Genomic DNA, 14,750 nt, shown 5'->3' with positions numbered 1-14,750 from the left:
GCGACGATGGTGTCCTTGGTGACTGCGAGGCTGGTTTGGTAAAGGCGCAGGGTGGTGGGCTTGCCCTTTCGAGATTCCTGGCCAGTTGCAGGCTGCTGACGCCTTCGAAGGCGTCGTCGAAGGGCAGGGAGGCAGTGACGGACGACCCGACGTTGGGCGGGGAGATCCACCGGCAGGGCGTCACCGGCTGACCTGTGGTCAGGCGGCTGACCTGCGATGAAGCCGCGCGGCTCCAACCTCGGGCGAAGAGGGCGGGGCCCTTTTCGTCGGTAAGGCACTCCGCTGCTCTCATCTTCCGCGTGGCTCACACGCACAGTGGTGACCAGCGCCCTCGTGCGCGAAGAGACGCCGCAGCACCTCCGCTCAGTGCTTAGGGGCACGGCTCAGGGGCCTTCCAGGAGCCTGCAGGGGGCCGGAACGACCGGGAAGGATCAGGAAAGGCTAGAGCTGGTCCGCACGAGAATGCAGCTCTGACCTGCGGAAACGGGAAAGGTGCGGCAGGATCGGGAAGATCGCGGACGATCCTCGAAGGACTCATGATCCGTCGGCCGTGGGTTCGAGTCCCACCCGCCCCACTCCGGCTCCCAGGGCGAAGATCCTTTCTACCTGGGGGAACGCAGAACGAAGGGCCGCCACGCGAGCGTGGCGGCCCTTCTGCACCCCGCTGGACCAAGATCCAGGGGACACGCGGGGGGCACGCCGGGGACACGCGGGCGAATCCGGGGTACGGCAGCCCCTGCGGCAGTGGCGAGTGATCCCATGGTGGCGTTCGCAGCCTGGTCCTGGCCCCGCCCGGTCGTTCTGATCTCCCCGAGGAGATCGCTGCCTGGCCGTGCCGGGGATCTCCAGCGGGCTGTGCACCTCGTCCGGGACTTCTCGGGGGACCACAGAGGTGACGGACTCGGCCTTGGCGCGCATCACCCCCGGCAGGACGCTCGTACGGGTGTCCGAGGTGATCTGGCGTGAGGAGCGGCCGAGCCTCTCCTTGACGACCTTGATGCCGTTCTTCGCGAGCAGCGACAGCGTTGCAGCGAGGTGCGGCACGACACCGACAGCGGGCGGCTGATCGTGCTGTCCGTCACTGTTCTGAGGACCTATCTCGTAGAAGGCGGTTGGCGATAGATCTGCCCTCTCATCGCGCTTGTCGGATTCGGTCGGGCGTAGGTCCGTCGGAAGCTGTTCCTGGGGTGAAACGCGCCCTTGGTGAAGAAGATTGCCAATGGGGCATTTTTTTGAAAATGGGCAGGTCTCGGCGTGGCCTTCGTCGGAACCTGTAGCTGACTGCGGTGTGGCTGTGTGAAATATGTCCATGTCACGTAGATTCTTTGGCGAGGGGGCGGTCGCCGAGCCCAAGTGAGGCTCTCCCTCGTCGACTTGACGGAACGCTCCAGCTGTCGTTCCTGTACTGGGTTGGGGGAGCCCTCGTGGCGAATGGTGTTGGTTCCGGAAGATCGCCTTCTGGCATATCGGCGCGGCAATCCGAGCCGGCGCCGACCACCGACGCATCGGGGTGTGCCTCGGGTCGCCCCAAGGTCGGATGAGCCACTCCCGTCGGCGAGAAGGCTCAATGACGCGGCACCAATGACCTGGATGCCGCCGAGGCGTTCGGTCGGGCTGCCGGACCGCGCCTGACACCATCACTCATTGGGGGAACAGTGCGGCATGGTCGCATATCCATCTGCGCCGGTCCGGCCGTCCTCGCGCTCGCTCTCGGGCTGTGGGGCATCACGCGCGAGCACAGCATGTGGCGGGATGAGGCGGCGACCTGGCAGGTAGCGCATCGGTCGCTGGCCGAGATAGGGCACATGGTCGGTCAGGTCGACGTCGTCCATGGCCTTTACTACGCGGTGATGCACGGGGTGTTCGCCCTCTTCGGCGACAGTCTGGTCACCCTGCGGCTGCCCTCGGTGCTCGCCACGGCCGCCGCGTGCGGACTGACCGCGCTGGTCGGCGCCCGGCTCTCGGATCGCTGGGTCGGGATGGGCGCAGGGCTCGCCCTGGCGGTCATTCCAGCAGTCCAGGAGTACGCCCAAGAGGGGCGGCCGTACGCCCTTGTCCTCGCCTTCGTGGTGCTCGCGACCTGGCTGCTGGTAGGCGGCCTTGAGCGGCCGGACGGTCGGCGGTGGGCCTGTTATGCGGCGGCCACGCTGATCGCCGCGTTGCTCAACTGGTTCTCGCTGCTCGCGTTTGTCGCGCATGCCGTCACCGTGGTGTACGTCCGCCCTGGCCGAACTCGGTTTGTCGGGTGGGCGCTTGCCGCCTCCGGGGCTGTTGCTGCGGCCTTGCCGTTGATCCTGGTCAGCCGGGCCCAAGCCTCGCAGGTCTCCTGGATCAAGCCGCTCGGCTGGTCGACGGTGCTCGGTGTGCTGATCACCGTAACGCTGGCAGCCCTCTGTACGCGCCTGCCGCACGCACGTGTGCCAGAGCGCATGCGTGAGGAAGTGCCGCATACACGCGTGAACCTCGCAGCCGTCGCGCTCCCGCTCTGTGCGGTGCCGCAGGTCGGCCTGGCGTTGGTCTCGCTCGTCAAACCTCTCTACATCACCCGCTATGTGCTGTTCGCGTACGTAGGTCTCGCACTCCTCATCGGCGCCCTACTGGCCACGATCGCCGCGCGTCTCAGAACACACGCCCGCGTGCTGCTCCCCGTCGCCGTCGCCCTGGCGCTCCTGGCGCTTCTCCCGATCGAGTTCCGCCTGCGTACCGAACAGAGCCGTGTCGACGACGTACTCACCGCGGCAGCCACGGTCGGTCATGTCCGCGACGCCACCGACGGCGTCCTCTACATTCCCGCCGCGCGCCGCGACACCGCCCTTGTCTCGCCCCGAGAGTTCGCAGGCCTGCGGGATCTTGCCCTGGCCCAGGGGCCGGTGGAGTCAGGCACGTTGAAGGGCATAGAGGCCGAACCACGCGACATAGAGCGGGCCATGCTGGGCGCACGGCGCATAGTGCTCGTCACCGATCCTGGACCGAGCCAAGCCGACTCCGCACGCGACCTCGCCAAGCAGCGTGTTCTGGACGAACACTTCGTGCGGCGCTCGGACAGTAACGAACGGGGCCGCCGGGTGAGCGTCTACGAGCGACGTGAGCGGGAACGCCCCGCATCCAGGGCTGCCTCTCTCGACTGATCGATGCCTGGTCGTGGTTGACCACGCGATGACCCGGTGCCGGCCGTCGCGCCGGATCTTTGCTCCGATGGCTCACGAGCCTTCGCACTGGGGGATCAATTGCTGCTCCTCGGTCGTCAGGCTGGGGGGCGTCGTCCCACTGCCGGCCTTGAACTCGCGGCGCGCGGCATCCTTCTTGCAGGCGGAGGCCTGGACGGCGAGTTCCCGGACCCGGGTGCGGGCCTGGCCGACGCTGTCCACGGCGATCGTCTCCTTGACCTGATTGCGCAGGTAACCGGGGAGGTATTCGAGTTCGATCTCGGGGTGGTCCTCTTGGACGTCGGAGAGCTGGATCCATCCCAGCTTCTGGCTCAGCCCCTGGTAGACGGCGACATGGCTACCCACCACGCCGACGTAGTACTGGGTCCGGGTCCACTGCCGGACGCCGACAAGTCCGCCGGTGACCACGGCAAGCACGGTCGCCGCGACGATGCCGCGCCGGATCCACGAAGGGCGACGGCGGTCGGGCGTCGCGGCCGGTGAGGAGGCACGCCGCGAGGTCGTCGGCGTGCTGGCCCTCGACCGTGTGGCCTTGGGCGGCGGGTCGGGGTGCACGAGTGGTGGCGGACCGGGCGTTCTTGTGGATGTCGTCCCCAGTCCCATGGCTGAAGCATCGTGCGGGGGTGCCGGGAGGGGGGCGGCCGGCGATACCGGTGGTGACGCCGAGGGCGCCGGCCGGCCGGCCCTTGGGAGGAAGAAGAAGTTGTCGGAGGGGATGTCGGTGACGAGCCGGAGGATCTGGGGCCGGCCCTTCTTCCGGTAGGCGCGGTGCAGCTCCGTCACCCGGTCCTGGACCGCCTCCATGAACTCGTCCAAGGCCGGCGCCTCGGTACCGGGCAGCCGGGCCACCACATCCGACACCGACCGGGAGAAGAGGCTGAACGACTCGCCGGGCCTGGTGCCGTGATCGGCTCCGGGCGGCACCGCTTCATGGGCGCGTACGAAGAGCGCGAGCTGCGCGGGCGAACATGCCTACACATACGCCACCTTGCGGCGCAGCGCCGCACCGATCTCCTGCTTGCCCCACTCCCGGACACCCGCGACGCCCATCGAGTCCTGATGGATGCCTTCCCGGCAGGCGTCGATGAGGATCACCACATGCTCGGCGAGGGTCTCGTCGAGATGCCGGCGCCAGTCGATCGCCACGCACCCCGATTCGAAGGGGTGCATGTCCTCGTCGATGTCCTCCGGCACCAGAAAGTCGCGGCCCCGGGCGTGCACTCCGTGTCCGCTCAACAGGATGAACAGGGTGTCGCCGCGCCGTGCGCGCCTGAGGAAGCCGATGACGCGGGCGTTCACGTAGTTCGCCGAGATCTGTTTTCCGTCGGCCCTTGCGGCCAGCACCTGGACGTCCTGGAAGCCGCGTGACTCCAGTACGGATCCCAGGCGCCTCAGGTCACCGGGGATGAAGGGAAGCGGCTGGACTCCCCGCATCTCGTAGTCGCTCGCCCCGATCAGCAGGGCTCGGTGGCGCCCCATGGCCGGCCGGTCACTGCTTGAAGACCAGGACGATGCCGCGGCTGCTCTGCAGCTGGGACGTCCCGATGAACTGCACCCCGCCGGCCGCGGTCACCTGGAAGGACAGATGTGCCTCGCGCAGCGGCAGCGGCCCGCCGCGCGCGGCGACATCGGTGAACAGCTGCTGCAGCGCGTCCACCGCCTCGGCCAGGTTCTTGCGCAGAGGTCCCAGCGGTACGTTCCGTAAGGCGGTGTCCCCGCTGTCCCCGAAAAGCCCCATCGAGTCCCTGGGCTCTTCGTTCTCGTCGTCGAACGACACCCAGAAAGGCAGCGTCGGTTCGCTGAGCGGTGATTCGGATTCCTGCATGACGTCCCCCTCGTCCGATGCGTCAACTCTAGTGAAAACGTGGTCGGTTCACCTGGTGAGTGGCGGGATTGAGGCGGGCGATCGGCCCGGCTGCGCGTGCCTCGGTCAGCTGAACGGTTGGTCAGGAGCCGGAGGGTTGTCGCGGCGGAACAGGGCGGTCCAGAGGAAGGACTCGCCGAAGTACGGGGACTCGGGCGGTTCGTCGTGCATCCGGCGCAGCTCCACCTCCGTCAGCTCGGAGAAGATCCAGCGCAAGGACTCCGGCGTGTAGGCGAGTCCGCCGTGGAGGCGGGACTGGCGGTAGAAGGCCGCGTCGGGGAGTTCGGAGCCCATCTCTCCGGCCGCGAAGCAGGTGAGGGCGAGATGGCCGCCGGGGGCGAGGCTGCGGTCGAGGAGGCGGAGGTAGCTGATGCGGCGGTGGGGCGGCAGATGGTGGAAGCAGCCCGAATCGTGGATCAGGTCGTACGGGCCGCCCAGCTCGGCCGCGGTGAGGGTGAAGGCGTCGCCACAGTGGAACCGGATGTCGGCCCCGGCCTCGCGGGCGCGCTCCTCGCCCCAGGCGACGGCCGTCGGGGAGAGGTCGACGGCGTCCACCCGGAAACCCAGGGAGGCCAGATGGAGGGCGTTACGGCCCGGACCGCAGCCCAGATCGAGAGCCCGGCCCGGGGTGATCAGGCATCGGTCGAGGTACGAGGCCAGACTCTCGTCCGGCTTCGCCACGAAGAACGGCACCGGCCTGGAGCGGTCGGAGTAGAAGCCGTCCCACCAGGTGGCCGCGTCAGCCGTCCAGCGGTCGGCTTCCGGCGTGAACAGGTCGTCAAGGAGCTTCAGTACATCGTCGACCGTGCGGATGTTCCGGTCCATGCGAGTCCCCTTCCGTGTGGGGGAGACGGTAGGGCCGAACGAGGCAAAAGCCGAGCTCAGGGCCCTTGGGGTGAGGGCGTGGGCAGGCGTTTGCGAGGGCTGGGAGGGAGGGGGAGGGGACGAGCCGCAGGTGTGTACGTGCGGTCGTCCGTGTCGCCGTCGAAGCCCGTCACGGAGGCTTTCCGAGTAGCGGTCAGGTGGGTTTCTTGGGGATTTTCCGGGGGGTGCCGGCCAGGGCGGGCTGTTGTCGAACGGCGGCTGTCCAGGGCCGGTTCACTGGTGGCTGTGGTGGCTGTGCTGATTGCGGTGGCCGCGGTGGCGTCGGTGGTAGGAGAGCGTGACGGCGGCGAGGAGGGGGCCCCAGGCCATCAGGGGGAGGTAGCAGGCCTGCATCAGTACGAGATGAGCGCCGTGCGGGCCGTTGTCGAGGTGGTCGAGCAGGAGCCATTGCGCGAGGGGCAGCGCGGTGCAGAGGAGGAAGAGGAGCGTCGCGCCGATGGCGGCGGCGGTCACGGCCAGTTTGGGGATGACCGGGCGTCCGCCCAGGAGCGGCAGCCATCGCGGGACGACCTCACCCCAGGGGCGGACGAGGCCGAGCGTGAGGAACGCGAGCGCTTCGGACAGCAGGCTGAGGGCGATCATGTACAGCGTGCCCCAGCCGGGGGAGTCGTAGTCCTGCCGCAGCACGGCCGCGCTGTAGCCCAGCGGAACGCCTGCTGCGAGGGCCAGTCGCCACAGGGACGAGGGGAGGACGCAGGCGACGGTCAGGTGTGCGGTGCGGATCGCCCAGCGGGGCGGTGGCGGTGGCGAAGGGGTGGCGGCGGTGGTGGGCGTATCGAGTGTCGGATTGTCGGTGTTCACAAGAGGCATGGTGTCCGGGGGATGTGAAGCTCGGCATCGTTCTAGAGAGGTATCTCTAAAAACTTGGGGATGAGATCGGCTGCCCGGCGGCGGGATCCGGCCGTTGTTCGCCTCGGGGCCCGGGGGCGGGGTGCTGATCTGCCACGATGAGGCGCCCTGCCGGCGAGGTGAGGAGTGCTTGGTGAGCGCAGCTCGGGTCAGTTCGGCCGTGATGACGCATCCGGTGCGCAGGGAGCAGGCCGCGGCGCTGTCCGCCCGGCTCGGTCTCGGCGGGCTGGCGATGGACCCGGATCCGGAGGGTGCGCCGTCGGCGTTACGGACCGCGCTGGTCGCGTGGTCGGCGGCGTCCCCGGAGGCCAGTCACCATCTGGTCGTACAGGACGATGTGGCCGCGCCCCGCGAGCTGCTCGACCTCGTCGCCGGGTCCGTGGCGCGGTTCCCGGACGAGGCCCTGATCTTCTACACCAACTGGCATGCGCGCAACGGCTCCGCGGCCCGGCTGGCCGCGCTGGCGGGCGCGGGCTGGGTCCGCGCCGTTCCCGAGGAGTTCGCTCCGACGCTGGCCATCTGTCTGCCCGCGGAACAGGCGGCCGGATTCCGGCGGTTCGCCCAGGACAGCACGGAGCGCCATGACGACGAGGTGATGGCCGCCTTCCTCCGTACGGCGGGCCGGGCGGGGCTGCTGGCCGTACCCAATGTGGTGGAGCACATCGGCACCAGCAGCATCAACGGGCATGCGGCACAGGGGGTTCGACTGGCCGCCTGCCCGGTCGGTGCCGCGGATGCCCGGCCGCTGCTGTGCCACGGGTGGGTTCTGGAGGAGCTGGACTGGCTGCCGTACATGCGGTACGGGGAGGGGTATCTGCGGCCGGCCGGGCCGGAGGCGCTCGCCGATCCCCGGCGGCACACCAGGTGGCAGGAGGCGCTGCCGGCCACCGGCCTCACGGAGGGGCAGGTGCGGGAGATCGCACGGCGCCACCGGCCGGCGGATGCGGAGGGGGAGGTACGGCGCCTGTTCGGCGCGGGCTTCGCGGACGAGCTGTGGATCCACTGTCTGCTGCTGGGCAGGCAGGCCGAGGACGCCGCGCGTCGCCATGCCCCGCGCCCCAGGGGCGGCCGGGCCGGTGGCGCGCGGCTGCGGGCCGCGGCGCTGTCCACGGTCGGCCCGGCGGGGCTGTCCCCGGACCGGCGTCCCGAGGTGCTCCCGGCGCATGCCGAGCTGCTGGCGGCATACGCCGAGAGCGCGGTCGGCTGCGGCGGCCTGCTGCTTGATGACGTTACGGCGGGGGCGCGGCCCGGCCCCGCACCTCGTGGGTGATCCAGACACACGGTTCCCAGTACGCACCCCGATCGCGTTCCCGGTCGATGAGCACGGTGTCCAGGCCGCCCGGGAAGACATACGCCCCGTCATCGGGGAACGCCATCTTGGTCCAGGACTCCCATTCGGCCACCGTGCCGGTGATCCGTGACGACTGTGTGACGGATGCCGCGATGGTGCCGCCGAGCCGTACCTGGGTGCGGATCCAGGGGTCGAAGGGCGCACCGTCGGCGCGGGTCCAGGCCGCGTAACGCTCGATGGGGACCAGCGGATAGCGGTCCTTCCAGGTGGGGCGGACCGGCACGATCACATGGGAGAGGCCGTCGGCGCGGGCCATCTGTGTCATGTGCCGGAGGAGGGCGCCGGACAGCCCTTTTCCCTGGTGGGCGTGCGGGATCTCGATGCCCAGGGCGCACAGGGCGTCCGGCTCGGCCCCGGCGTCGTGGTCGGCGAAGGCCGCCGCGATGGAGGCGTCGAGGCCGGTGCCCAGGCCTTCGGGGGTGCCGTCCCAGGTGCGCGGGAGGGTGCGCCCGGCGCCCAGGATGGCGTCGCTCTCCGTGTCGTGGAGCACGAATTGATGGTCCGGGAAATCGGAGAACAGCCGGGTCCAGAAGTCCGCGTTGATATCGCCGTGGAGGTTGTATTCGGGGACCACGCCGGCGAATTCTTCGGGGATACGGTCCCAGAGTTCTGGGCGTTCGGAGTGGCGGACGATCTCCATGGTCATGCGCCGCTCGCTTCGCCCTGCCGGCTCTTCACTGCCTCCCAGACGATGACGAGCGGAATTCCCTCCCAGGCGGCGCGGGCGGCGTCGGCGATGGATTCCTCGTAACCGCCCGGTGCCAGACGGCCGTTGAAGACCGGTTCATGGCAGCTCCGTACGCTCAGTCCGGCCTTGGTGAAGGCGGTCAAATAGCTGCTGGGGAGGTGTACGTGGTTGCGTACGAAGGCCAGCTGGCCGGCGCCCTTGACGAACAGACACTGGCCCTGGAGCGAGATGACGAAGGGGTGCATGTCGGAGAGGACGATCCGGCCGCCGGGGCGGACGACCCGGGCCAGTTCGGCGACGGCCGTGGTGAGGTCCGGCAGATGCGTCATGGCCAGGGAGCAGACGGCGAGGTCGACGGAGTCGTCGTCCAGCGGCAGCTCTTCGAGACGGCCGTGGCGGTACTCGGCGTCCGGGGCGTTGTGGCGGGCCCGGGTGAGCATCTCCGGGGACTGGTCGACGCCGATGGTGCGGTGGCCGCGGGCCGTCAGGGCCGCCGTCTGCCGTCCGGTGCCGCAGGCCGCGTCCAGGGCGGTGCCCACCGGACCGCGGTCCAGCAGCTCGTGGACCACCGGCTCCTCGACCTCGATGGAGGCGCTCGGCAGCGAGTCGTAGACGGTGGACCAGGCGGCATAGCCGGCCGCGGCGTCGAGTTCGCTGACCGCCGCCCCGCCGTCCGGTAAAGGGGCGCCCCGTCCCGAGGCGAAGGCGAGTATTTCCGCCACCCGTTCCTCAAGGAACTTCTCGTCGGCGTCCATCGCATGGCGCAGCAGAGCCAGCCCCTCAATGCCCAGTACGAGTTCGCGCACCCGGAATTCACTGCCCATCTCATGCCTCCGTTGTCCTGAATTCGATGGTGTCCTGAATTCGACCCAGGAGGGCCGGATCCCGGCATTTACCCTGTGGTGTGGTGGCGTCTAGCATGACGCGCGTGATCGAAGGTTATGTGGACCGGGAAAGTGTGATAGCCGGCCGGAATCTGACGCTTCATATCTCGACGGACGCCGATGAATTCCGCGTGCGTTTCTACCGCTTGGGCAGAGAGCTCGCCTTCATGGCGGAGTCCGGCCCGTTCCCGGGGGTGTACGCGCCCCCGCCGCCGCACCCCGACGGCGTCGCGGATCATGCGTCGCCCGCCGTCGCCTGGGACTGGCCGCCGTACGGCATTCCCGTACCGGACGACTGGCCGCCGGGCATCTACCTCGCCCATTTCATCGAGGGCGACGACCGCCGCGCGCGGGCCGTACCGCTGCTGGACGATGCCGGAATCGAGGGCCACGAGCGGGAGTTCTTCCTCGTCCGGCCCCGGCACCCCGGCCGGAACGCCCGCATCCTGTACAAGAAGTCGACCTTCACCCGGCACGCCTACAACCGCTCGGACCGGGCGGATGCGCAGCGCGCCGGCAGCCTCTACGACAACCCCGTCTACCAGGAGGGCGGCCCCGGCCGGCCCCGCGGGCACCGGCTCAGTCTGCACCGGCCCGGCGGCGTCATCGATCTCGCCTACTGGGACGCGCCGTTCATCGCCTGGCTGGAGCGCGGCGGCTATGACGTCGAGTACTGCACCGACCTCGATCTGCACGAGGACCCCGAACTCCTCACGTCCTACCGGCTGCTGCTCAGCGTCGGGCACGACGAGTACTGGAGCGCGGCGATGCGCGCGAGGGTGGCGGCGTTCGTGCGCGAGGGCGGGAATGTGGCGTTCTTCAGCGCGAACACCTGCTGGTGGCGGGTGCATCCGGTGGCCGGGAACACCGCCTTCGTCTCGGACACCGATCACCATGTCGGGGAGGTCTACCCGCACCTTCCGGCGACGGATCTGTGGTGGCCGGCGCCGCCCGACGGGGTCGGTGAGCCGGAGAACGCGCTGACCGGGGTCAGCTTCCGTAACGGCGGCATGTGGCCGGGGGAGTGGCCGGGCGACCGGCCCCGGGCGGGATACCGGGTGCAGCACGCCGATCACTGGGTGTACGAGGGGACCGGGCTGCGCGACGGCTCGGACGGCGGCCCCCCGGACGCGCTGGGTGCCGGGACCGCGCTGATCGGGTACGAGTGCGACGGTGCCGCCTTCGTCCGCGACGAGGACGGTATCGCCCGCGCCAGTGGGGTGGACGGCACCCCCGAGTCCTTTCTCATTCTGGGCATCTACCTCCTGGATCCGGTCCATGACGACTTCCACCACCTGAAGTGGGGGCACTGGAACTGCCCCGAGAGGGAGCCGGAGATCACCGGCCCGCGCGCGGCGACCATGGGGCTCTACACCGCCGGCGGCACGGTGTTCACGGCCGGTACCACCGACTGGCCGGTGGTCTGCGGCCGTGAACTGGACGCCGGGGTCGTACGGGTGACCCGTAATGTGCTGGACCGGCTGGCCGGCCCGGCTACAGCAGATCGGTGAGCGCACACAGCGAGGTGATCCGCGCGGCCCCGTCCGGCACCGGCGGGGCCACCCCCTCGACGGCGCGGTCCGGACGCCACAGATGCGCGGCCCGCATTCCGGCCGCGAGCGGGCCCACCACATCCGTTTTCCACATGTCCCCGACGAACAGCGCCTGTTCGGGGCGCAGTCCGCAGCTCTCCAGTACCGCCTGATAGATCCGCGGATGCGGTTTGCGCGCCCCGGCGCGGGCCGAGGTGACCGCCACATCCACCAACCCGGCGAGGCCGACGCCCTCGATGGCCCGGTCCAGATCCCAGAACCAGTTGGAACAGACCGCCACCACCAGGCCCCGCGCCCGCAGCCGGGCGAGCACCTCCGGCACATCGTCGAAGAGCGCCAGCCGGAGATCCTTCATCGCCCGGTCGAGCTCGGCGGCGAGCGCGTCCAGCTCGCTTTCCGGGACGCCGCAGGAGTGCGCCCGCCGGCGCAGCCGGTCCAGCTCCCAGGCCCGGTAGGTCTCCTCGTCGACGGAGTGGGCCGCATGCTGCTCACCGTCCCGCGGCCCGACCGTCCACTGATCGCCCCACCGCACGGCGGCCTCGGTCAGGCCCCGGCGGGCGAAGAGGGAGTGGTGGCTGGGCGGCAGCGGTGGCACCATCCGCACCAGCGTGCCGTAGAAGTCGAAGATCACTCCGCGGACGGCCGGCGGACCGGGCAGTGGACCGGGCGGGGGACCGGGCGGCGGCGGACCGGACGGCATCCGCCTCAGAACCGTCCGTACCGGCGCGGGAAGTAATCCTCCAGCTCCCCGTCGCGTTCGATGTCGAAGGTCGCGCAGTGCAGACCACCGCCGAACGGGCCCACCGCGCGGAACGGCACCGGCACCACCTCGAAGCCGTACGACGAGAGCTGGTCGGCCAGCGCCACTTCCTTCTCCTCGATGCACAGGGTGTTCGGGTCGAGGTTGAGCATGTTCCCCGCCAGCCAGGGGCTGCAGTAGGACAGCTTCGGCGGATGGTCCCAACTGGCGGGCTGCACCGCCTCGATGATCTCCCAGTCGTTGCGCTGGAAGAACTCCATCAGCTCGGCGTCCGCGAGCCGCTCACCGCAGTGCAGCACCAGGCCGGGGCGCAGCGGCACCCAGGTGGCGTCGATGTGCAGCGGATGGGTGTTGGTCGAGGTCACGGCGTGCACCCGGTAGTCGGGGAAGTGGCGTTTGAGCCACTGGTATCCGCTGCGGTTGGTGACGAACGACAGCTGTACGAAGAGGTCCTTGCCGAAGCGCGCCACATCGGCCGCGTCGAACAGCGGCTCGGCCTCGGTCAGTACGAGGTCGTAGTCGCGCACCCGGGCGAGCTGTTCCTCGGTTTCCAGGGTGTTGTAGGTGTCCCAGAAGCCGGGGCGGTACGAGGCGTCGGTCAGCCGTGGCTTGGGCGCGGCTTCCCAGCGCATGTTCTCGTCGGCGTCGAAGAGGCTCTGCAGGAGGGGCCGGTAGCAGAGGTACTCGAACCACCGGCTGCGGTAGGACATGGTGGCTTCGAGGATCTCGTTGCCCACGGTCAGGAGCAGATCGCGGGGCGGCATACAGCCGGACATCGAGTCCTGGGTCCAGTCCGGCGTGGCGACCTGCCGGCTGAAGTCGACGGGGGTGGGGCGGTCGACGCGGATGCCGCGGCGGCGCAGCATCTCGGCGAAGTTGTCCAGCTGCTCGTTGGCCTCGGCGGTCATCTCGGCCGGCATCGGGCCGTATGTGCCCAGCGGGAAGCCGTCGTCCGGGAAGTCCCGCCGTACGGCCGGTTCGGGTGCCTGCACCACCGCGTTGTCGGCCCGTCCGACGACGACGTGCCGCAGCGGATCCCAGCCGTTCCACGAGTTGACCCTCACCGGCCGGGAGGTCGAATCCGCGGGCGTCGTGCCGTTCTCAGTCACGTGCAAACCCTTCGATAGGGGACGTGGGAGACACCCGAGCAAAACTGAGGCAGCGGGTGCGGCAGCGTCAAGGGCGGATCTGCTGCGCACCGCCGTGTTTGCGTCAATCCACCGATTCCATTTTTGTTGCGTACGGGAGTTCGGAACGCTGTCCGGCCTGCCGTACGGGTGTGGTGCGTTTCCCCGACCGATCATTTTCGGGCGCCGGTTTATCTGGCCGGAAAAACCCCCTGGGGTGATTGGCCGTGTGCGCGGGGTAGATAGGCAGCCGGTTCCGGCTACCCCGACGGAGGAGACCATGGCCGAGCGCATCTCCCGTTTCGCCGCGGGTGTGGGGACTTTGGTGTTGCTGGCATCGATGGCCGGCTGTGGCTCCGGTGACGACAAGCCGGTTCCGGCGGCCGAGCGCTCGGGAGATCTGACCGTCTGGCTCACCGTGGACGCCCAGGAGAGCTGGCCGGATCTGGTGTCCGAGGTCAACGCCCGCTTCCGTAAGGCATATCCCAAGATCAATGTGCGGGTGCAGTACCAGCAATGGACCAGCAAGAACCAGAAAATCGATGCCGCGCTGGCCGGTCAGCAGGTTCCCGATGTGGTCGAGATGGGAAACAGTGAGACCACGAACTACCTCGTCAACGGCGCCTTCGCGCCCGTGGATCCGGCAAAGTTCGACCATTCCGAGGAATGGCTCGGCGCGCTCAAGGACGCCTGCCGGATGGACGGTCGGACCTACTGCGTTCCCTATTACGCGGGCGCCCGGGTCGGTATCTACCGCACCGACCTGCTCAAGAAGGTGGGCGTTGCGCACGCCCCGCGCAGCTATCCGGAGTTACTCGCGGATCTCGACAAACTGAAGCGGAAGTTCGGCGCCAAGGACAAGAATTTCTCCGCGTTCTACATGCCCGGCCGCTACTGGTACGCGGCGATGGCGTTCGTGAAGGACGCGGGCGGCGAGATGGCGGTGAAGAAGGACGGCCGCTGGCACGGCGCGCTGTCCTCCGCCCGCTCGGTCGCCGGCCTCACGGCGTGGAAGGACCTTCTGGAGGCGTACTACGTGGGCGACCGGTCCAAGGACAACGGCGATGAGCCGGCGGTCGTCGGCCAGGGCCGGGTCGGCATGTTCTACGGCAACACCTGGGAGGCCAAGGCCGCCACGGACAGCAGATCCGGTGGCGATCCGGCGCTCCGCGGCCGGTTCGCCACCTTCGCCTTCCCCGGCCCCTCGGGCGAGCTGCTGCCGCCGTTCCTGGGCGGCTCCACCCTGGCGATCCCCGCCAAGTCCGAAAACCAGGACCTGGCCGGCGACTGGATCCGGATGTTCACCGACCGCACCGCACAGCGCCGGCTGATCGCCGCCGACACCCTGCCGAACAACACCGCCCAGCTGCGCGAGGTGGCTGCCGGCGGCGTCAACGGCCCGGCCGCGCGGGCCGCCGAACGCGGCTGGGTCACCCCGCTTGCGCCCGGCTGGGGAGCGGTCGAGAAGTCCAACGTCCTGCAAGAGATGCTGCAGGACATCGCGACCGGGAAGCAGTCGGTGGCGGATGCCGCGAAGGCCGCGGACCACCGGATCGACGCCGTGATCAACGAGAACTGACGGCTGAGCCGGCGCGGAGCGCGCAGGCATCGAGGAGTTCGCA

At 69.3% G+C, this 14,750-nt stretch carries 13 protein-coding genes; 4 read left to right on the top strand and 9 right to left on the bottom strand.

Annotated features, from left to right (window positions below; all coding sequences use genetic code 11):
* The first annotated feature begins 1,655 nt into the window (after positions 1–1,655).
* On the top strand, positions 1,656–3,128 hold the full coding sequence (locus KI385_RS15405) for a glycosyltransferase family 39 protein (protein WP_238572789.1): 1,473 nt from the start codon (positions 1,656–1,658) through the stop codon (positions 3,126–3,128).
* A gap of 72 nt (positions 3,129–3,200) precedes the next feature.
* Here KI385_RS15405 and KI385_RS15400 read toward each other — a convergent pair whose 3' ends face one another.
* From KI385_RS15400 to KI385_RS15380, 5 genes are all read right to left on the bottom strand, one after another.
* The gene (locus KI385_RS15400) at positions 3,201–4,091 is read right to left on the bottom strand and encodes a hypothetical protein (protein ID WP_238572788.1); all 891 of its coding nucleotides are present in this window, start codon (positions 4,089–4,091) and stop codon (positions 3,201–3,203) included.
* Between the two features lie 48 nt (positions 4,092–4,139).
* Positions 4,140–4,646, bottom strand: a complete 507-nt coding sequence (locus tag KI385_RS15395; RefSeq protein ID WP_238572787.1) for a caspase family protein — start codon at positions 4,644–4,646, stop codon at positions 4,140–4,142.
* A 10-nt stretch (positions 4,647–4,656) separates the two neighbouring features.
* The gene (locus KI385_RS15390; RefSeq protein ID WP_238572786.1) at positions 4,657–4,992 is read right to left on the bottom strand and encodes a Pepco domain-containing protein; all 336 of its coding nucleotides are present in this window, start codon (positions 4,990–4,992) and stop codon (positions 4,657–4,659) included.
* A 105-nt stretch (positions 4,993–5,097) separates the two neighbouring features.
* Positions 5,098–5,856 (bottom strand): class I SAM-dependent methyltransferase, encoded by a 759-nt coding sequence (locus KI385_RS15385; protein ID WP_238572785.1) that lies wholly within the window; start codon positions 5,854–5,856, stop codon positions 5,098–5,100.
* 273 nt (positions 5,857–6,129) lie between these two features.
* On the bottom strand, positions 6,130–6,717 hold the full coding sequence (locus KI385_RS15380) for a hypothetical protein (RefSeq protein ID WP_238572784.1): 588 nt from the start codon (positions 6,715–6,717) through the stop codon (positions 6,130–6,132).
* Between the two features lie 181 nt (positions 6,718–6,898).
* On the opposite strand from KI385_RS15380, the gene KI385_RS15375 reads away from it, so the two are divergent.
* Positions 6,899–8,035: a hypothetical protein gene (locus KI385_RS15375; protein WP_238572783.1), complete on the top strand. Its 1,137-nt coding sequence runs from the start codon at positions 6,899–6,901 to the stop codon at positions 8,033–8,035.
* Here the strand turns inward: KI385_RS15375 and KI385_RS15370 are convergent.
* Entirely contained in the window at positions 7,995–8,762 is a 768-nt protein-coding gene (locus KI385_RS15370; RefSeq protein WP_238572782.1) for an N-acetyltransferase, read from the bottom strand. The two genes, KI385_RS15375 and KI385_RS15370, sit on opposite strands and share 41 nt — an antisense overlap.
* Positions 8,759–9,628 (bottom strand): class I SAM-dependent methyltransferase, encoded by an 870-nt coding sequence (locus KI385_RS15365; RefSeq protein ID WP_238572781.1) that lies wholly within the window; start codon positions 9,626–9,628, stop codon positions 8,759–8,761. The genes KI385_RS15370 and KI385_RS15365 overlap by 4 nt, the downstream gene beginning before the upstream one ends.
* 104 nt (positions 9,629–9,732) lie before the next feature.
* On the opposite strand from KI385_RS15365, the gene KI385_RS15360 reads away from it, so the two are divergent.
* Entirely contained in the window at positions 9,733–11,199 is a 1,467-nt protein-coding gene (locus KI385_RS15360; RefSeq protein WP_238572780.1) for a N,N-dimethylformamidase beta subunit family domain-containing protein, read from the top strand.
* On the opposite strand, the gene KI385_RS15355 is transcribed toward KI385_RS15360, so the two are convergent.
* Both KI385_RS15355 and KI385_RS15350 read right to left on the bottom strand, forming a co-directional pair.
* A complete protein-coding gene (locus KI385_RS15355; RefSeq protein ID WP_238572779.1) occupies positions 11,183–11,941 on the bottom strand; it encodes an HAD family hydrolase in 759 nt (252 codons plus the stop codon). The two genes, KI385_RS15360 and KI385_RS15355, sit on opposite strands and share 17 nt — an antisense overlap.
* 5 nt (positions 11,942–11,946) lie before the next feature.
* Entirely contained in the window at positions 11,947–13,110 is a 1,164-nt protein-coding gene (locus KI385_RS15350; protein ID WP_238572778.1) for a serine/threonine protein kinase, read from the bottom strand.
* A gap of 298 nt (positions 13,111–13,408) precedes the next feature.
* Here KI385_RS15350 and KI385_RS15345 point away from each other — a divergent pair, with 298 nt between their 5' ends.
* The gene (locus KI385_RS15345) at positions 13,409–14,707 is read left to right on the top strand and encodes an extracellular solute-binding protein (RefSeq protein WP_238572777.1); all 1,299 of its coding nucleotides are present in this window, start codon (positions 13,409–13,411) and stop codon (positions 14,705–14,707) included.
* The last annotated feature ends 43 nt before the right edge of the window (positions 14,708–14,750 follow it).

It is taken from the genome of Streptomyces inhibens, assembly GCF_022221585.1.
Taxonomy (GTDB): Bacteria; Actinomycetota; Actinomycetes; order Streptomycetales; family Streptomycetaceae; genus Streptomyces; species Streptomyces inhibens.
This window is presented reverse-complemented; position numbering and strand designations above follow the sequence as displayed.